Origin of the sequence: Pseudomonas sp. MYb193 (assembly GCF_002966775.1) — a bacterium.
Classification (GTDB): Bacteria; Pseudomonadota; Gammaproteobacteria; order Pseudomonadales; family Pseudomonadaceae; genus Aquipseudomonas; species Aquipseudomonas paracarnis.
Genome location: NZ_CP023269.1, coordinates 3145595 through 3162243, shown reverse-complemented (window position 1 = coordinate 3162243; position 16649 = coordinate 3145595). Strand labels below are relative to the sequence as shown.

20 protein-coding genes are annotated in these 16649 nt (G+C 58.5%); 9 read left to right on the top strand and 11 right to left on the bottom strand.

Features of this window, described 5'->3' with window-relative positions:
• Window positions 1-80: 80 nt before the first annotated feature.
• From CLM72_RS14370 to CLM72_RS14355, 5 genes are all read right to left on the bottom strand, one after another.
• Entirely contained in the window at window positions 81-1145 is a 1065-nt protein-coding gene (locus CLM72_RS14370; protein WP_105226903.1) for a nitronate monooxygenase family protein, read from the bottom strand.
• Window positions 1146-1216: 71 nt separating this feature from the next.
• On the bottom strand, window positions 1217-2290 hold the full coding sequence (gene ada / locus CLM72_RS14365) for a bifunctional DNA-binding transcriptional regulator/O6-methylguanine-DNA methyltransferase Ada (RefSeq protein WP_105226902.1): 1074 nt from the start codon (window positions 2288-2290) through the stop codon (window positions 1217-1219).
• 75 nt (window positions 2291-2365) lie between these two features.
• Window positions 2366-3031 carry a DNA oxidative demethylase AlkB gene (gene alkB / locus CLM72_RS14360; RefSeq protein WP_105226901.1) on the bottom strand — a complete coding sequence of 222 codons (666 nt, stop codon included), beginning with the start codon at window positions 3029-3031 and terminating at the stop codon, window positions 2366-2368.
• A gap of 3 nt (window positions 3032-3034) precedes the next feature.
• Window positions 3035-3202, bottom strand: coding sequence for a hypothetical protein (locus tag CLM72_RS28975; protein ID WP_087149541.1), 168 nt, complete (start codon window positions 3200-3202; stop codon window positions 3035-3037).
• 26 nt (window positions 3203-3228) lie between these two features.
• On the bottom strand, window positions 3229-3531 hold the full coding sequence (locus tag CLM72_RS14355; RefSeq protein ID WP_003191319.1) for a DUF1883 domain-containing protein: 303 nt from the start codon (window positions 3529-3531) through the stop codon (window positions 3229-3231).
• Between the two features lie 212 nt (window positions 3532-3743).
• Here CLM72_RS14355 and CLM72_RS14350 point away from each other — a divergent pair, with 212 nt between their 5' ends.
• Together CLM72_RS14350 and CLM72_RS14345 are read left to right on the top strand one after the other, a co-directional pair.
• Window positions 3744-4094, top strand: coding sequence for a hypothetical protein (locus CLM72_RS14350; protein ID WP_003191317.1), 351 nt, complete (start codon window positions 3744-3746; stop codon window positions 4092-4094).
• Window positions 4095-4240: 146 nt separating this feature from the next.
• The gene (locus CLM72_RS14345) at window positions 4241-4471 is read left to right on the top strand and encodes a hypothetical protein (protein WP_034127497.1); all 231 of its coding nucleotides are present in this window, start codon (window positions 4241-4243) and stop codon (window positions 4469-4471) included.
• A gap of 5 nt (window positions 4472-4476) precedes the next feature.
• Here the strand turns inward: CLM72_RS14345 and CLM72_RS14340 are convergent, their stop codons facing one another.
• Window positions 4477-4758 (bottom strand): hypothetical protein, encoded by a 282-nt coding sequence (locus tag CLM72_RS14340; RefSeq protein ID WP_003191312.1) that lies wholly within the window; start codon window positions 4756-4758, stop codon window positions 4477-4479.
• 141 nt (window positions 4759-4899) lie between these two features.
• The gene (locus CLM72_RS14335; RefSeq protein WP_105226900.1) at window positions 4900-5085 is read right to left on the bottom strand and encodes a hypothetical protein; all 186 of its coding nucleotides are present in this window, start codon (window positions 5083-5085) and stop codon (window positions 4900-4902) included.
• A 311-nt stretch (window positions 5086-5396) separates the two neighbouring features.
• On the opposite strand from CLM72_RS14335, the gene galU reads away from it, so the two are divergent.
• Entirely contained in the window at window positions 5397-6236 is an 840-nt protein-coding gene (galU, locus tag CLM72_RS14330; RefSeq protein WP_003173830.1) for a UTP--glucose-1-phosphate uridylyltransferase GalU, read from the top strand.
• A 105-nt stretch (window positions 6237-6341) separates the two neighbouring features.
• Window positions 6342-7700: a glutathione-disulfide reductase gene (gene gorA / locus CLM72_RS14325; protein ID WP_105226899.1), complete on the top strand. Its 1359-nt coding sequence runs from the start codon at window positions 6342-6344 to the stop codon at window positions 7698-7700.
• On the opposite strand, the gene CLM72_RS14320 is transcribed toward gorA, so the two are convergent.
• Window positions 7701-8708: a DNA-binding protein gene (locus CLM72_RS14320; protein ID WP_105226898.1), complete on the bottom strand. Its 1008-nt coding sequence runs from the start codon at window positions 8706-8708 to the stop codon at window positions 7701-7703.
• 169 nt (window positions 8709-8877) lie between these two features.
• Here CLM72_RS14320 and CLM72_RS14315 point away from each other — a divergent pair, with 169 nt between their 5' ends.
• The 3 genes from CLM72_RS14315 (at window position 8878) to ahpF (ending at window position 12203) form a co-directional block, all read left to right on the top strand.
• Complete coding sequence (locus tag CLM72_RS14315) at window positions 8878-9810, top strand: site-specific integrase (protein ID WP_105226897.1); 933 nt, start codon at window positions 8878-8880, stop codon at window positions 9808-9810.
• 133 nt (window positions 9811-9943) lie between these two features.
• Window positions 9944-10507 (top strand): alkyl hydroperoxide reductase subunit C, encoded by a 564-nt coding sequence (ahpC, locus tag CLM72_RS14310; RefSeq protein WP_003191303.1) that lies wholly within the window; start codon window positions 9944-9946, stop codon window positions 10505-10507.
• A gap of 130 nt (window positions 10508-10637) precedes the next feature.
• Window positions 10638-12203, top strand: a complete 1566-nt coding sequence (gene ahpF / locus CLM72_RS14305) for an alkyl hydroperoxide reductase subunit F (protein ID WP_105226896.1) — start codon at window positions 10638-10640, stop codon at window positions 12201-12203.
• Window positions 12204-12309: 106 nt separating this feature from the next.
• Here ahpF and gloA read toward each other — a convergent pair whose 3' ends face one another.
• Window positions 12310-12831 (bottom strand): lactoylglutathione lyase, encoded by a 522-nt coding sequence (gloA, locus tag CLM72_RS14300; RefSeq protein ID WP_003191301.1) that lies wholly within the window; start codon window positions 12829-12831, stop codon window positions 12310-12312.
• A gap of 178 nt (window positions 12832-13009) precedes the next feature.
• Here gloA and CLM72_RS14295 point away from each other — a divergent pair, with 178 nt between their 5' ends.
• The gene (locus tag CLM72_RS14295) at window positions 13010-13546 is read left to right on the top strand and encodes a DUF4946 domain-containing protein (protein ID WP_105226895.1); all 537 of its coding nucleotides are present in this window, start codon (window positions 13010-13012) and stop codon (window positions 13544-13546) included.
• A 100-nt stretch (window positions 13547-13646) separates the two neighbouring features.
• Here CLM72_RS14295 and CLM72_RS14290 read toward each other — a convergent pair whose 3' ends face one another.
• Window positions 13647-14012, bottom strand: coding sequence for a histone-like nucleoid-structuring protein, MvaT/MvaU family (locus CLM72_RS14290; protein ID WP_014718508.1), 366 nt, complete (start codon window positions 14010-14012; stop codon window positions 13647-13649).
• Between the two features lie 194 nt (window positions 14013-14206).
• Complete coding sequence (locus CLM72_RS14285; RefSeq protein ID WP_105226894.1) at window positions 14207-15751, bottom strand: EAL domain-containing protein; 1545 nt, start codon at window positions 15749-15751, stop codon at window positions 14207-14209.
• Between the two features lie 295 nt (window positions 15752-16046).
• Here CLM72_RS14285 and CLM72_RS14280 point away from each other — a divergent pair, with 295 nt between their 5' ends.
• Entirely contained in the window at window positions 16047-16607 is a 561-nt protein-coding gene (locus tag CLM72_RS14280; RefSeq protein WP_054898434.1) for a fimbrial protein, read from the top strand.
• The last annotated feature ends 42 nt before the right edge of the window (window positions 16608-16649 follow it).

Sequence of the window (16649 nt, the reverse complement as noted above, 5' to 3'; positions counted from 1 at the left end):
TAGGTAAAAAGGCTTACCGCTATGTATGGGAATATATAGCGGTAGGCTATTGCCGGTACAGCACCAAGTTGCTGCGCAGGTCAGTCGCGGGTGAATCTGGCTAGCGCGTGCTCGGCCAATTCGCGGGTCAGGTCATAGGTGGACTGGTCTTTGCCGAGCCTCAGGGCCTGGCCTGCCCACAGGTTGCTGAAACCGGCTTCATCCCTGGCCTTGAGCGGCATTAATGCGCCTCCGGCTTTGGGGAACGCCGGCGCCGCTGGGTTGATTGCGCCGAGTTCACGCATCACCCTGTTGACGATGCCCCGCGCCGGGCGGCCGGTAAACAGGTTGGTCAGCGCGGTTTCGCTAGCCTGGGCATGGCGCAGCGCGTGGTGATGGGAAGCGCTCACAGTGGCTTCGGGAGTGAACAGGTAGGCCGTGCCGACCTGCACGGCCGAAGCGCCGAGTGCAAAGGCGGCGACGATGCCACGCGCATCGCCGATTCCGCCCGCAGCAATCACCGGCACGCTGACCGCGTCGACGATCTGTGGCAGCAGCGCCATCAAGCCGATCTGGCTGTTGAGGTCATCGCTGAGAAACAGGCCACGATGCCCGCCAGCTTCGATGCCCATGGCGATAATCGCGTCGCAGCCGTGCTGTTCCAGCCACACGGCTTCCTCGACAGTGGTGGCCGATGACAGCAGCTTGGCACCGGTGGCTTTTACCCGGTCCAGCAAAGACTTCTCTGGCAGGCCAAAATGAAAGCTCACCACTTCTGGCCGAAACGCTTCCACCACCTGGCAGGCTGCGTCATTGAACGGCGCGCGGTTGGACACCGGGGTTGGCGCATCGAAGTCGGCGCCCAGCTCATGGTAGTAAGGTTGCAGCAAGGCCTTCCAAGCCTGGTCCCGCGCTTCATCGACATCGGGCGGTTGATGGCAGAAGAAGTTGACGTTCAGCGGCGCATGACTGGCCTGGCGAATGAGTGCCAAGGCATCGCGTAGTTGCTCCAGGCTCAGCGCCGCCGCAGGCATCGAGCCCAGGGCTCCGGCTTGCTGGGCGGCGATGACCATGGCGGTGGTCGTCGCGCCAGCCATCGGCGCCTGGATGATCGGCACCTCAATGCCCAACAGGTCAAGGATGCGGGTGTCTGGCCAGGTGCTCATGGGGTACTTCTCCAGCGTTAGTAGGGCTTTTCGCTGTTTTAGCAGGGCAATCAGCACCCGGCCAGTCTGTTTTATTCACTGGACGGAAGCGGCGTTTTGTGGAGCTGGGTTTCGCGCTCAAGTAACTGGCGCTTGCGCTCTACGCCCCAGCGGTAGCCCGACAGCTCGCCATTGCTGCGCACCACGCGATGACAGGGAATCGCCACCGCCAAGTGGTTGGCACCGCAAGCCTGGGCCACGGCGCGAAAGGAGGAGGGGGCACCGATACGCTCGGCGATCTGCGCATAGCTGGCGGTGCTGCCCGCAGGGATTTCACGCAACGCCTGCCACACCCGCTCCTGAAAGGCCGTGCCGCGCAGGTCCAAGGGCAAATCCAGGCCCACGGCAGGGGCCTCGACAAAGCCGACGACGTGGGCCACCAGTTGTTCGAAACCCTGATCCGCGCCGATCAACTCAGCCTTGGGAAACTGGTCTTGCAGGTCGCGCACCAGTTTGTCCGGATCATCACCCAATAAAATCGCACACACGCCACGTTGGCTTTGCGCCACCAGAATCGCCCCCAGCGAGCACTGGCCAACGGCAAAGCGGATGGTGTTATTGGCGCCGCCGCTTTTGTAATCTCGCGGTTTCATGCCGAGCACTTGGTCGGCGGCTTCATAAAAGCGGCTATTGGAATTAAAGCCCGCGTCGTACAGGGTATCTGTCACCGAATGCTGGCCCTTGAGGCCGTCGCGCACTCTGCGTGAACGCAGGGCGCTGGCGTAACCCCTGGGGGTCAACCCGGTGTTGGCTTTGAATACGCGGTGGAAGTGAAAGGGACTCAGCCCGGCGCATCGGGCGAGCATGTTTAGGTTAGGCGGGGTTTCGGCCTGTTCGATTTGCCGGCAGGCCTCGGCCACCAATTGCCCATGGTGAGCGGCCAACTGGGTCTGGTCGCCGGCAGCGCGTTTACTGGGACGATAACCGGCGGCTTCGGCCTGCGCCGGCGTGTCGAAAAACTCGACATTCTCCGGGCGCGGCAAACGCGAAGCGCTGCTGGGGCGGCAATACACGCCGGTGGTTTTCACGGCGTAGACAAACAAGGCGTCGGCCTTGGCATCACGGGCCATAATGGCAGCCCAGCGCGGATCGTGTTCGTTGTTCATGGCCTGCACTCTTGACGGTTCAGGAGCAGATTAAGCCTGCCGCTCGCAATCGACACTCCGAAGCTTGCGGTCAAATTAGCCGGCGGTGCGAAAGGTCAGGTTGATGCGCTGCGGGCCCATGACCGGATGCACGCCGTCCTTGATCGGCATCACGCCATGAAAGCGCAGGCGATCAACGCCGCCCCACACCACCACATCACCATGAAACAGCGAGACCTTTTGGGTTTTGTCGCTGCGCGCATGGCCACCGAACAGGAAAATCCCCGGCAGCCCCAGGGACACCGAGACCACGGGCGCGCTGTAGCTGCGCTCGTTCTTATCCTGATGCAGGGACATTTTTGCCCCTGGCACGTAACGGTTGATCAAGCAGGCATCGGGTTGAAAACCGCCAAAGCCGGCCTCGTTAGCCGCAGCCACCGCCAGTTGGCGCAATGTGTCGGGCATGACGGGCCAAGGTTGCTGGCTGCGCGGGTCGAGTGGGCTGTAGCGATAGCCATGGGCGTCGGTGGTCCAGCCCAGCTCGCCGCAACTGCTCAGCGCCGCCGACATGGTAAAGCCGCCGGGGGTGACCATCTGCCGAAACGGTGATTGAGCCAGGACACGCCGCAGTTCAGGCAATAACCGCTCGATCCAGGGCAGGGCATAGCCCCTCAGTACGTAGGATTCTTCGCCAATTTGCTCGCGCCCGGCAGGCTGTTGCAGGGCCTCGTCGGCAAACAAATCGGCGGTAGGGCCAGGCATGGCTTACAGCGCCTTGCTCACGTTGATGTCGGTGATTTCGTCGCTGGCATCATGAATTTTTGCCAAGGCTTGCTTGGCTTCTTCGATGCTGTTGTTTTGCAACTGGGCAAATTCAAAGCGGCGTTCGCCGTTGAGCTTGTACTTGATGACGTATTTGGTTGTGGTGGTCACAGCTTTTTTCCTGTCAGGTGTTCGGGTCAGCTCAGCTTGCTGCTGGTACGACGAACGATACGAATCTTGTGGGACAACGCAGGCTTGCGGGTCACGCTGATGGCGCGACGGGTCACCACATCCAGGGTGATGTTCCAGAACCCGGTGCTGGGCGCGGTGATCTTGGCCGGGAATTTATCAAATGCGCCGCCGTGGTAGGTGTGGCGGCCGCCATTTTTGAAGCTGCGAAAGTTCGCATCGCTCATCAGGCGAATATTGCAGGTCTGCGAGCATTCGATGACGACAATGTCTCCCTCGTTGAGGTGCTCACGCTGGTGGATGAATTTCATGGGGTGTCTCCAGAAGGGCTTTTTCTGAAAAATCAGAACGATACGTAGGTTAAGATGGAGTTTATCAGCCCCAGCGCGTTTATTATCGGGCCGTCGTCGACGACTTCGACAATTTAAAACAGTTATTTACCGAGTTATCACAGATAAATCCTACGTTGGTGGGAGAAAATTACCATCCCCGCTGTCGTAGGGTCTTTATCGGAGGTTTTTGTATGAAGTGGAGTGTGTTGGTGCTGGCCTTGGCAATAGGTGGGTGTGCTTCGGTTGCAGATATCAAGCAGACCCCGCCAACATTGGTGGTCATCTCAGGGAAGAAACCGCAGGAATATGCGGCGTGTGTGGTACGCAAATTGGAGGCGACCCGTCGGCCGCCGCAGATCGAGCCCCATAAAGACGGCATTCAGGTGATCGTGCCGCAGAAGTTCTCGGCAGACCCGTCGGCGATCTTTGAAATCGAAGACCGCTCCAGCGGTAGCAGCATCAAGCTTTATGAAAGCATGTCCAATGTGCCGATCCGCCCAGGCGACGTGAAGAAGGCTGGGGAAGAATGCATTTCCGGTTGAACTCCAGACTCATCCCTCACACCCGATAAAAAAAAGCCCTTACCCTGCAGGGACGGCATGCATCCGTTAAACTGTCGGGCATTCACTATAAAGATGCCGCTCAAACCCGGGGTTTGAGCGGCATTTGTTTTTCTGGAAAGCCCGTTATGAAACGAGAACACGTCAAAGCCCGCCATGCCGAAGGGCAGATCTCGGCCACCCATGTCATCCAGAACCCCGCCGATCTGGGCGAGTGGATCGTATTTTTCAAGAAGAGCGGCGGGCGCAGCTACTTCTTGGTGGACGAGCAGGATGAGGTCGAATCATTTGCTCGCCTGGATGACCTGATCGAAATCCTGCGGGGCCTGGGGATCAAGTTCGCTGAAGTGCACCTGTAGCAACGTTACTTGCAGACCACCACCACGCTGCGGCCTTTGAAGTTGCCCACGTCCTGGCCCAGGGTCTTGTCGCTTTCCTTGAGTGCCGGCGTGCCATTGGTGCCGACGATGCGGTAACCGGTGCCCGCGCAGGAGGCGTCCGCCTTCTCGTAGCAACTGGCCCATGAATTGGCCTCGCCCGAGCAGTCGATGGTCAGGCCTTGCTCGCCATTTTTCAGCAGGGTGTCGGAGGCGGTGGTGCAGCCGGCGAGTGCCAGTACCGCGGTCAGTGCCAGGATTTTTTTCATAGAGGGGGTCGTCATCGAGGGTATTGGAAGGGCGCGCTGACACTGTCGTGGCGTTGTTGAAGATTATAGCGAACTGCCATCTAGGTACAGACAAACAAAAAAGCCCCGTTTAACGGGGCTTTCAAAGCAGTGCAAAGAGGCTTACTTGGTTTTCGGCCGCTTGCTCGATGCATGGCCTGCCTCATCCACAAACACTTCGGCGACGGCGATCGCCATGCTTTCGGAGTCGAATACGCCGGCAACGCTGTCACCGTGAAAATTGATCAAGTGCCAGCCCTCTGCTCGCTTAGTGATCAGGTAGCCGTTTACACCTTTTGGTTCTGACATCTGTTGGCAATCTCGTGGTCTTGGTTCAAGGCGCCCATGATAGCGCCAAATGCCGGGGCAGGGCGCAAGTTGTTGCGGGTCAGTGCCAGGGGTGCAAAAGCGTGCTAAAACCATTGCAGCCCTTGCAAACAAGGGGTCGATGCGAGTTCTGACCAACCGTTGGTGACACCCATTGCAGGATCAGCGGAACTTACGCCGACATTTTTTCTCTATGATGACATCGCAACGCCAGCAGGACCCCATTGTAAGGTGACTGCGGCCTGATTAGACTGCGCCGAATTCCGTACGCACAGCCCTTTGTAAGGACTCATATGATCAAGAAATGCTTGTTCCCAGCAGCCGGTTACGGCACTCGCTTCTTGCCAGCGACCAAAGCCATGCCCAAGGAAATGCTGCCAGTGGTGAACAAGCCACTGATTCAGTACGGTGTGGAAGAGGCTCTGGATGCCGGTTTGAACGAGATCTCCATCGTCACGGGTCGTGGTAAGCGCGCGCTGGAAGACCACTTCGACATCAGCTATGAGCTGGAAAACCAGATCAAGGGCACCGACAAGGAAAAATACCTGGTCGGTATCCGTAAACTGCTCGACGAGTGCTCGTTCTCCTACACCCGTCAGACTCAAATGAAAGGCCTGGGCCACGCCATCCTTACCGGCCGCCCGCTGATCGGTGATGAACCCTTCGCCGTGGTCCTGGCGGATGACTTGTGCGTCAACCTGGAAGGCGACGGTGTGCTGACCCAGATGGTCAAGCTCTACCAGAAATACCGTTGCACCATCGTTGCGGTGATGGAAGTCAACCCAACCGAAACCAATAAGTACGGTGTTATCGCCGGCGACGATATTGGCGATGGCCTGATCCGCGTACGCGACATGGTCGAGAAGCCAGCGCCGGAAGACGCGCCATCGAACCTGGCGATCATCGGTCGTTACATCCTCACGCCGGACATCTTCAAGCTGATCGAAGAAACCGAGCCAGGCAAGGGTGGCGAGATCCAGATCACCGACGCTCTGCTCAAACAAGCCAAAGACGGCTGCGTGATTGCCTACAAGTTCAAGGGCCAGCGTTTCGACTGCGGCGGCGCTGAGGGCTACATCGAAGCGACCAACTTCTGCTACGAGCATTTCTACAAGACGGGCAAGGCTTACTGATCCACGCTTGCCGGCACGTTTTAAGCGAAAGCCACCTTCGGGTGGCTTTTTCGTTTTTCAGCCCCATGTAAGTCGGTATGCTGGTGTACTGCCGAGGAGAGTGAAATGGCCTACGATTTTGACCTGTATGTAATTGGCGCCGGTTCCGGTGGTGTTCGCGCGGCGCGCTTTGCCGCGGGCTTTGGCGCCAAGGTGGCTGTGGCCGAGAGCCGCTACCTGGGCGGCACCTGTGTGAACGTCGGCTGCGTGCCAAAGAAACTGTTGGTGTACGGCGCGCATTTTGCCGAAGATTTTGAGCAGGCCAGCGGCTTTGGCTGGTCCCTGGGCGAGGCGAACTTTGATTGGGCGACCTTGATCGCCAACAAGGATCGTGAGATCAACCGCCTCAACGGTATCTATCGCAACCTGTTGGTCAACAGCGGCGTGACCCTGCATGAAGGACATGCACGCCTGGTCGATGCCCATCAGGTGGAGATCAATGGTGAGCGCTTCACTGCCAGGCACATCCTGATCGCCACCGGCGGCTGGCCGCAGATCCCTGAGATTCCAGGGCGCGAGCACGCCATTGGCTCCAATGAGGCATTCTTCCTTAAAGAGCTGCCCAAGCGCGTGCTGGTAGTGGGTGGTGGTTATATCGCCGTTGAGTTCGCGGGCATCTTCCACGGCTTGGGCGCACACACTTCATTGCTGTATCGCGGTGACTTGTTCTTGCGCGGCTTTGACGGTTCGGTGCGCAAACACCTGCAAGAAGAGCTGACCAAGCGCGGCCTGGACTTGCAGTTCAATGCCGACATCGAGCGCATCGACAAACAGGCCGACGGCAGCCTCAAGGCCACTTTGAAGGATGGCCGCGTGCTGGAAGCCGATTGCGTGTTCTACGCCACTGGCCGCCGTCCGATGCTGGATAACCTGGGCCTGGAAAATACCGGGGTCAAACTGGATGAGCGCGGTTTCATCGCGGTGGATGATCTCTACCAGACCGCCGAGCCGTCGATCCTGGCGATTGGCGATGTGATTGGTCGTGTGCAGCTGACGCCGGTGGCCCTGGCTGAAGGCATGGCCGTGGCGCGGCGGTTGTTCAAGCCCGAGCAATACCGCCCGGTGGATTACGCCAATATCGCGACGGCGGTATTCAGCCTGCCGAATATCGGCACAGTCGGCCTGACAGAAGAAGATGCACGCAAAAATGGCCACAACGTGCAGATCTTTGAAAGCCGGTTCCGGCCGATGAAGCTGACCCTGACCGATTGCCAGGAAAAGACCTTGATGAAGCTGGTGGTCGACGCCGACACCGACAAAGTACTGGGTTGCCACATGGTCGGCCCGGATGCGGGTGAGATCGTGCAAGGGCTGGCGATCGCGCTCAAGGCGGGCGCGACCAAGCAGCATTTCGATGAAACTATCGGCGTGCATCCTACGGCGGCGGAAGAATTCGTCACCATGCGCACGCCTGTAGCGGACTGATCAGGTTGGCTCTGCCGCCTCTGGTGCCGTTGCAACGACGGTCGCCAGGCGCAGGGCTTCGATGCTTGCCTGGGCCTTGATCAGGTCCAGCTCAAGCGCCTTGTTGTGCTGCTGATACTCCAGCAGTGACGCTTGGCGCGATTGGCTGTCCAGCACGGCAACCCGCAGGCGTTCCTGGAGCAGGGTGCGTTCGCTGTCGATCTGGCTGAGCTGCTCCTTGAGTTTCAGCTGTAGCGCCTGGTCCTGGCGAGCTTGCTCCTGCAGCGCTTTCAATTCCTTGGTTGTCACTCGCTGCTCACTCAGCAGGCGCTCGTTGTCGCGATGCAGTTGGGTGATTTCGTCCTGGCGCACCAGTGCGCTTTGCTGCGCCTGACGCAATTCGGCCTGTACCTGTTGCAACTGGCCCTCATGGCGACGCTGTTCCTGCTCGCGCTGCTCCTTGATGGCAGTGCGGTAATGCTCAAGCGCATCGCGGGCGTGCAGGTGTTTTTCTTCCAGTGAGCGAATTTGCTCGTCTTTGTCGTTGAGCCTTAGCTCGTAGTCGCTGCACGCCTGGCTCAACCCGGCGTTACGGGTTTGCTCGGTCTGCAGGCTGGTGCTGGCGGTTTGCAGCGCCGCGCTTTCTTCAGCGAGGGCAGCGGCCTGGATATCAAATTGCTGTTTGAGCTGGGTGTGCGCTTCTTCCAGGGTTTCTACCTGGGCGAGCAGGGCGGCTTTTTGTTGCTCGAATTGCGCCAGGGCCAGGTCGATCGGCTCTTGAGCCTTCTCTTTCAGGCGCTGGGACAGGCGGGCGACTAGCTCGCCCAGCTCATCATCAATTGGCGCTTGGGTGATGGTCTGGCGCGTCTCGCTTTCGTCCAGCTCTTTCAAATAGCGATGAATGGTGGTTTTCGAGCCGGTATTGCCCATTTCGATACGCACCGCATCGATGCTGGGGTTTTCGCCGCGGGCGAGGATCGCCAGGCGTGCCGTTTGCACTACTGCTTTGTTTATGCCGCCGCGAGCCATGGGGTCTCCGTCGATTTAGTACTGTGGTACGTGGTATGTATTTACATACTATATCACGATTAAAAACTTGTTTAAATTCATGATTTAACAGATGGGATATTGGCGTATTATCCCGTGTCATAAGCATTTTGATCAGCCATACACCCTTCAGCAGTACGAAAAGACGCCTATGAGCGACCTGGATCGATATCTCAACGCCGCCACCCGCGACAACACGCGCCGCAGCTACCGCGCAGCCATCGAGCATTTCGAAGTCAGTTGGGGAGGGTTTCTGCCGGCCACCAGCGAGAGTGTGGCGCGCTACCTCGTGGCGCATGCCGGGGTATTGGCAGTCAACACCTTGAAACTGCGGCTCTCGGCCTTGGCGCAATGGCATACCAGCCAAGGGTTTGCCGACCCGACGAAGGCGCCGGTGGTACGCAAGGTGCTCAAGGGCATCCGCGCTGTGCACCCGGCGCGTGAGCGGCAGGCCGAGCCTTTGCAGCTCACGCAGTTGGAGCAAGTAATCGCTGCCCTGGACATTGAAGCCAAACAGGCCAGCGAGCATCACGACCAGCCGCGCTTGCTGCGGGCCAAGCGCGACGCTGCGCTGATTCTGCTGGGCTTCTGGCGCGGCTTTCGCAGTGATGAGCTGTGCCGATTAAGCATTGAGCACGTGCAGGCCGTGCCAGGCGCAGGCATCAGCCTGTACTTGCCACGCAGCAAAAGTGACCGTGACAACCTCGGCAAAACCTACCAGACCCCAGCGTTGCTGCGGCTGTGCCCGGTGCAGGCTTATAGCGAGTGGCTCAGCGCCTCGGCGTTGGTGCGCGGCCCGGTGTTTCGCGGCATTGACCGCTGGGGCAACCTGGGTGAGGAGGGCTTGCACCCCAACAGTGTGATCCCGTTGTTGCGCCAGGCCCTTGAGCGCGCAGGCATCCCCGCCGATCAATACACCAGCCACTCCCTGCGTCGGGGTTTCGCCACTTGGGCGCATCGAAGTGGTTGGGATTTGAAGTCGCTGATGAGTTACGTCGGCTGGAACGACATGAAATCTGCGATGCGCTATGTTGAAGCGACGCCGTTTCTAGGCATGACCCTGGCAACCCAACCGCTGATTTGAGATTTTTTCTATTAATAGCGTCACCTGATAGAGAAACCCAATCGTCAGCATCAGGTTTGCCAATGAGCCATCGACCGAGAGAGCCGGTAGGATTCACCTCATCAACTTCTTAACCCCTGACGGAGAGTCAACGATGCCTATCATCAACAGCCAAGTAAAACCGTTTAAAGCCACCGCTTTCAAAAACGGCAGCTTCGTCGATGTGACCGACGCTGACCTGAAAGGCAAGTGGTCGGTTGTCTTCTTCTACCCAGCCGATTTCACCTTCGTCTGCCCAACCGAACTGGAAGACCTGGCTGACAACTACGCCGAATTCCAGAAGCTGGGCGTCGAAATCTACAGCGTTTCCACCGACACCCACTTCGCCCACGCTGCCTGGCACAACACTTCGCCAGCCATCGGCAAAATCCAGTACACCATGATCGGCGACCCAACCCTGACCATCTCCCGCAACTTCGACGTACTGATCGAAGAAGCTGGCCTGGCAGACCGCGGCACCTTCGTGATCAACCCAGAAGGTCAGATCAAGATCGTTGAACTGAACGACGGTGGTGTAGGCCGTGACGCTTCCGAGTTGCTGCGCAAGATCAAGGCTGCTCAGTACGTTGCCGCCCACCCGGGTGAAGTGTGCCCAGCCAAGTGGAAAGAAGGCGAGGCCACTCTGGCGCCGTCTCTGGACCTGGTCGGCAAGATCTAAGTCTGTGAACGCGTATCAAGGGCGGGTATCCGCACTTAAGTAAGCTGCATCCGCCCTCAAAACGCCCGGGCGAGATTCGCTCGGGCGTTTTTTTGTCTGCAATAAACCGAATGAACAGGAAATCGCCCGTATGTTGGACGCCAATCTTAAAGCTCAGTTGAAGTCATACCTGGAACGGGTCACCCAGCCGATCGAGATCGTCGCCTCCCTCGACGACGGTGCGAAATCCCAGGAAATGCTTGCTCTTTTGCAGGACGTAACCAGTCTCTCCACGCTGATTACTCTGAACACCGATGGCAATGATGGGCGCAAGCCATCGTTCTCCATCAACCGCCCGGGTGCCGAGATCAGCCTGCGTTTCGCCGGCATCCCCATGGGCCATGAATTCACTTCGCTGGTGCTGGCCCTGCTGCAAGTCGGTGGCCACCCGTCGAAGGCCAGTGTCGAGGTGATTGAACAGATCCGCGCCCTCAAAGGCGAGTTCAGCTTCGAGACTTACTTCTCGCTGTCGTGCCAGAACTGCCCGGACGTGGTCCAGGCGCTGAACCTGATGGCCGTGCTGAACCCGAACATCCGCCACGTTGCGATTGATGGCGCGCTGTTCCAGGCTGAAGTCGATGAGCGCCAGATCATGGCGGTCCCGAGTGTCTACTTGAACGGGGTCAACTTTGGCCAGGGCCGTATGGGCCTTGAAGAAATCCTCGCCAAGCTCGACACCAGCGGTATCGAGAAAGCCGCGGAGAAAATCAGCGCCAAGGATGCCTTCGACGTCCTGGTAGTTGGCGGTGGCCCGGCCGGGTCTTCGGCTGCCATCTATGCGGCACGTAAAGGTATTCGGACCGGTGTGGCGGCTGAACGCTTTGGTGGCCAGGTGCTGGACACCATGTCCATCGAGAACTTTATCTCGGTACAGGAAACCGAAGGGCCGAAACTGGCCAGCGCACTGGAAGCCCATGTGCGTCAGTACGACGTGGACATCATGAACCTGCAACGCGCCAGTAGCTTGATTCCGGCAAAAAATGCCGGTGAGCTGCACGAAATTCGCTTCGAAAGCGGTGCGACCCTCAAGTCCAAGACCGTGATCCTGGCCACAGGCGCCCGCTGGAGAGAGATGGGTGTGCCCGGTGAGCAGGAATACAAGGCCAAGGGCGTTTGCTTCTGCCCGCATTGCGATGGCCCGCTGTTCAAGGGCAAGCGTGTGGCGGTGATCGGCGGCGGTAACTCCGGCGTGGAAGCGGCCATTGACCTGGCCGGTATCGTCAGCCATGTCACCTTGCTTGAATTCGACAGCAAGCTGCGCGCCGATGCAGTATTGCAACGCAAGGTCTACAGCCTGCCGAACGTGGATGTGATCACCAGCGCGCTGACCAGTGAGGTCAAAGGCGATGGTCAGAAAGTCACCGGCCTTGCCTACAAGGACCGCGACACTGGTGAGTTCAAGACCATCGACCTGGAAGGCATCTTTGTGCAGATTGGCTTGCTGCCCAACACCGACTGGCTCAAAGGCAGCGTAGAGCTGTCGCCGCGTGGCGAGATCATTGTCGATGCCCGTGGCGAGACTTCACTGCCTGGCGTGTTCGCCGCCGGTGACGTAACCACCGTGCCGTACAAGCAGATCGTGATTGCAGTAGGCGAGGGTGCCAAGGCTTCGTTGAGCGCGTTCGATCACTTGATCCGTACCTCTGCTCCGGCGTAATCCTGGGCTGCAAATAAAAAACCCCATGAGCGATCATGGGGTTTTTCTCGTTCCCACGCTCGGCGTGGGAATGCATCCGGTGACGCTCCGCGTCACGCAGTGCTTATTACATCGGTGCTGGCTGGATGATTTCAACCCAATAAGCATCCGGGTCTTTGATGAACGCGAGGCTCTTCATGCGGCCATCCGTCAGGCGCTTCTGGAAATCACAGCCCAAGGCTTCGAAACGTTCGCACGCCGCGACAATGTCCGGCACCGAGATGCAGATATGGCCAAAACCACGCGGGTCGGTGTTGCCGTTGTGGTAGGCAAAGTCGGCATCGTTTTCGGTGCCGTGGTTGTGGGTCAGTTCGAGGATGCCCGGAATCGACTTCATCCACTGGGTGCGCTCGGCCGCGTCGGCCGGGATCTGGGCCTTGTCCACCAGAGCCAGGAAGTACAGGCTGAATTCGGCTTCCGGGAAGTCACGTTTCTCGACCAGGGAGAAACCCAGGATGCGCGTGTAGAAGTCCAGCGACTTGGTGATGTCCTTGACCCGCAACATGGTGTGGTTGAACACAAAGTTCGCCGTGGCGTTGTCGGGTTGGGCAGTGACGCCCGGGAAGGTGTTCAATTCGTGCAGGCTCATGGGCCCTCCAGAAAAAATGTGAGATGAGCGGTCCATTGGCTTGCGGCCTGCGTCCATGCAGGCGGGCCATGATACGCAAGCCGCACCGGCTGCGCCAAATGAAAAAGCGCGCCTAACCCTTGCGGTCAGCGCATGCCGGGCCGCACACTTTGCGGCTGGAACCTTGGGTGTTTTTGCAATGATCGAGTTTCGTAGGCCACTATTGAGTGCTGTGTGCGTGTTGTTGGGCAGCCCGTTTGTGCTGGCCGCCGAGCCGGAAATCCATTGGCCCAGCGGTTGGCAGGTCGAGGAAGTCGTGCCTGACGGCGAGCTCCCTGCCAAACCCCAAGCAGTGTCCCGGCAGCGAGCGATCAAGAATGATGAAAATGGCGCCACGTTGATGGTGATGGAGTTGACCGGAACGCCGATTGAGGCCGGCCATAAAGTTAATCTTCCCGGCGTGTTGCTGGAGATGCGCAAGTCGATCCAGAAAGACTTTGCCCGCGGCGGTTATCAAAGCGTGTGCAGCAAAATGCACCCCACGACATTGAGTCGTCTTGATGCATTGGAAACTACCTGTGTGATTACCGAGAACGGTCGACACGTATTGTCGCAAACATTAGTCGGTGCGCTGGATGTCGACAAAGCCTATGTTTTTTCATACGCGGGCCAGGCGCAAGCGTACGAGGCGAGCAAGGCGGAAGTCAGTCTGGTGCGTAACAGTCTGAAACTTTGACAGGTTCAGGCTGAGCGAATGTGAACAACATGAACGCTGAGTCAAGTTCGATTCCGAACCGTTAGAGCAAAAAAAGCCCCGCGTATGCGGGGCTGTTTTTTCAGCCGCGAAGCCAGGAGTCTACAGTGGCGGCGCCGTACTGCTCTTTCCAGGCTTTGAGGCCGCGGTGGTTGCCACCTTTGGTCTCGATCAGCTCGCCGGTGTGCGGGTTGTGGTAAACCTTGACCACCCGTGCGCGGCGCTGTTTTGGCGCCGCGGCGGCCGGTGCGCCGCCTTTGCGTGGCGCTGGATCGAGGATGGCGATCACATCGCGCAGGCTTTTGTCGTATTTGCCCATCAGCGTCTTGAGCTTTTCTTCGAATTCGATTTCTTTCTTCAGGCCAGCGTCGTTCTTCAAGGATTCCAGCTGGGCAAGCTGCTCTTGAAGGGCTTTTTCTGCTGCGCGAAATTCGGCGAGTCTGGACAAAATCTATACTCCAATAATGTAGTTGCTGATATCAACTGCAGACAAAGCTATAAGCCAAGAACGTTAAGCCACGTCAACGAAAAAGACCCTTCTGCGAGTTCTGCACAGGCAGAAAAAATTGTAGTAGTTAATTCATCTCGAGTAAATCATGTCTTTTAAAGAAAGACCAATCTTTCATGGTAGGTCGTACACGGCTATTCAACGATACCCAACGATTTAATGAATTCATCGCAGGGTAATGGTCGACCAAACAGGTAACCCTGTAGGAAATCCACGCCCTGGGCAACGAGGTATTCACACTGTTGGGCTGTTTCTACGCCTTCGGCAACAATGCCTAGATCCAGCTTGACCGACAACTCTATGATGCTGTCTAGAATATGCCGCGACAACGCATCCGCACCGATCATGGCGACAAAGCTTTGATCGATCTTCAAGTAGTCGACATTGAAATTGCGCAAATAGCCCAAGCTGGAGTGGCCGGTGCCGAAGTCATCAATGGCGATCATGACCCCCATTTGATGCAGCGCCTCGAACAGGCGGCGGGTGGTCTCGGTGGGTTCGATCAGTTCCCGCTCGGTCAACTCCAGCACCAGGGTGACCTGGCCGGGTGGGAACGCGGCGAGGAATTCCCGGCAGTCCTGCACCAGTGCCATGTCCTGGCAATGGCGCGCGGTGATGTTCACGCCGATATGAAAGCCAGGGCTGAAACGTGCAGCATGAGGCGCCAATTGCGCGGCGGTCTGGCGCAACAGGGCACGGGTCATCGGCACGATCAGGCCAGAGTCTTCGGCCAGGGGAATAAACAAGTCCGGGCGCACCAGGCCTTCTTTGGGATGCTTCCAGCGCATCAGGACCTCACAGCCGGCCCATTGGCGTGTGTCACCCCGTACCACCGGTTGGAAATACGGGATGAACTCATTGGCTCCCAGGGCGCGTTGTAACTCGTGGGTCGGCGCGGACGAGCGCTTTTGCAGCCAGTGAGCGAGCAGCCCCGCCAATATCCCGAAGAACACCACCAGGCTGAACAGCGCTGGATACCGCGCCTGCATGTAGCGCCAGACTTCACCCTCGGGCATCCCTGCCTCGACACTGTATTGATAGCGCTCGGAAGCCAGGCGTTGTGGCGCCACGGCAAATACCGGCAGCGCGCCTTGATGCACCTTGCCGTCGGCACCCAGCCAGTTCGGGCCGACGTGCAATACCAAGTTCGCGTAACGGCTGATCAGGCGCAAGGCGTTGGTGAGGTGGTAACCGTCAACCGAGGCAAACGCGCCTTGATCGCCTTCCACCAGGCGATACACCAATAGCGCGGTATCGGGTGTAACGGGGTTGCCATTCATCAACCACAGGCGCCCATCCACATAGTCGTCCGGGTTGACGGGCGATTGGTAGCGACCGCCAAACAACGAGCTGCAATAGATGTTTTTCTGCCAGGACAGCGTCGTGGCCCGCACAAACGGCCGGCGCGTGACTTGTTCACGTAGCGCCAACTTGGCGACGCTGTCACAAGGTTTACCGGCCAGCGGCAGCAAAGCCTGGGCAGCGATGGCGGTATTGTCCAGCATCAGGTCGAACTGGCGCACCGCTTCTTGAGCGGTTTGCGCTGTGCTTTGCTCGAGCGTGCGTTCGGCTTGCCAGTAAAGAATTACCACCCCCAACAGAATGGGCAGCAGCCCGCACAGGGTGCTGATGAAATAGCGTGCGGCTCGGCTTCTTGGGCCTTTGACGGTCAGGGGCATGGGAGCAGTCAATCGTGAAAAAGAGAGTGGGCTCTGCCGATGATAGATGGCATTGCACGGGGCTGCTCACTTGTTTAACGCCTACTGACCTAGCCGTTCGGTCAGTTGTGGCGGGCACTTCAACTTGGCAACATAAACTTCATTGCAAAACGTAAGAGACTCGGTAGCCCTTAATCCCTACAGCCTCTTTCATAGCCGCTCAGCCCAATTTTGGCGGGAGGGCCGCGTCTCGCCCTTCGATTGATGAGTCATGGCTTGCAACTCTTTCACTGACATTCACGAGGAAGTATCTGTAATGAAAACTATCGCATTGGCCGTTGTATTTCTGGCGGTCACCGGCGTTGCCGCTCTGCCTGTTGTCGCCGCAGACGGCAAGATCACCTTGACCGGTGAAATCACCGGCACCACTTGCAGCATCAGCGGTGGCACGGGCTCTGCGCCCGGCACCAGCCCGGACTTTTCGGTGCCACTCAACAAGGTCCAGGCCAGCGCGCTCAAGGCGCCCGGCCAGACTGCCGGGGCGAAACCCTATTACATCCATGTCGGTTCCTGCCCGAAGGATACGACGGTCGCCGTGATGTATGAGAGCAGCAGCCCCGCGATCAATCCGGCGACCGGTAACCTGGTCAACCAGGCACCCGCCAAGCCGACGCCTGCCACCCTCGTTGAGGTGCAACTTGTGGATGGCGTCACCCACCAGCCCATGGATCTGCGCCTGGGCCAGAACTCCAGCCCCGCGAAAGTCCCGGCAAGCGGCGAGGTGTCGCTGCCCTTTGCTGCCCAATACATTGCCACGGGCACTGCTACGCCAGGCCCGGTCAGTACGCAAGTGCTGTACTCGGTGACGTTCCCCTGATCGAGGCCCCGTTGCCTGGCCGTGCGCCAGGCAAGGACAGAC

What these genes read in the sequence shown, in the direction of transcription:
- CLM72_RS14370 (WP_105226903.1), bottom strand. Translation starts at nt 1,145, where the DNA reads ATGAGCACCTGGCCAGACACCCGCATCCTTGACCTGTTGGGCATTGAG.
- ada (WP_105226902.1), bottom strand. Translation starts at nt 2,290, where the DNA reads ATGAACAACGAACACGATCCGCGCTGGGCTGCCATTATGGCCCGTGAT.
- alkB (WP_105226901.1), bottom strand. Translation starts at nt 3,031, where the DNA reads ATGCCTGGCCCTACCGCCGATTTGTTTGCCGACGAGGCCCTGCAACAG.
- CLM72_RS14355 (WP_003191319.1), bottom strand. Translation starts at nt 3,531, where the DNA reads ATGAAATTCATCCACCAGCGTGAGCACCTCAACGAGGGAGACATTGTC.
- CLM72_RS14350 (WP_003191317.1), top strand. Translation starts at nt 3,744, where the DNA reads ATGAAGTGGAGTGTGTTGGTGCTGGCCTTGGCAATAGGTGGGTGTGCT.
- CLM72_RS14345 (WP_034127497.1), top strand. Translation starts at nt 4,241, where the DNA reads ATGAAACGAGAACACGTCAAAGCCCGCCATGCCGAAGGGCAGATCTCG.
- CLM72_RS14340 (WP_003191312.1), bottom strand. Translation starts at nt 4,758, where the DNA reads ATGAAAAAAATCCTGGCACTGACCGCGGTACTGGCACTCGCCGGCTGC.
- CLM72_RS14335 (WP_105226900.1), bottom strand. Translation starts at nt 5,085, where the DNA reads ATGTCAGAACCAAAAGGTGTAAACGGCTACCTGATCACTAAGCGAGCA.
- galU (WP_003173830.1), top strand. Translation starts at nt 5,397, where the DNA reads ATGATCAAGAAATGCTTGTTCCCAGCAGCCGGTTACGGCACTCGCTTC.
- gorA (WP_105226899.1), top strand. Translation starts at nt 6,342, where the DNA reads ATGGCCTACGATTTTGACCTGTATGTAATTGGCGCCGGTTCCGGTGGT.
- CLM72_RS14320 (WP_105226898.1), bottom strand. Translation starts at nt 8,708, where the DNA reads ATGGCTCGCGGCGGCATAAACAAAGCAGTAGTGCAAACGGCACGCCTG.
- CLM72_RS14315 (WP_105226897.1), top strand. Translation starts at nt 8,878, where the DNA reads ATGAGCGACCTGGATCGATATCTCAACGCCGCCACCCGCGACAACACG.
- ahpC (WP_003191303.1), top strand. Translation starts at nt 9,944, where the DNA reads ATGCCTATCATCAACAGCCAAGTAAAACCGTTTAAAGCCACCGCTTTC.
- ahpF (WP_105226896.1), top strand. Translation starts at nt 10,638, where the DNA reads ATGTTGGACGCCAATCTTAAAGCTCAGTTGAAGTCATACCTGGAACGG.
- gloA (WP_003191301.1), bottom strand. Translation starts at nt 12,831, where the DNA reads ATGAGCCTGCACGAATTGAACACCTTCCCGGGCGTCACTGCCCAACCC.
- CLM72_RS14295 (WP_105226895.1), top strand. Translation starts at nt 13,010, where the DNA reads ATGATCGAGTTTCGTAGGCCACTATTGAGTGCTGTGTGCGTGTTGTTG.
- CLM72_RS14285 (WP_105226894.1), bottom strand. Translation starts at nt 15,751, where the DNA reads ATGCCCCTGACCGTCAAAGGCCCAAGAAGCCGAGCCGCACGCTATTTC.
- CLM72_RS14280 (WP_054898434.1), top strand. Translation starts at nt 16,047, where the DNA reads ATGAAAACTATCGCATTGGCCGTTGTATTTCTGGCGGTCACCGGCGTT.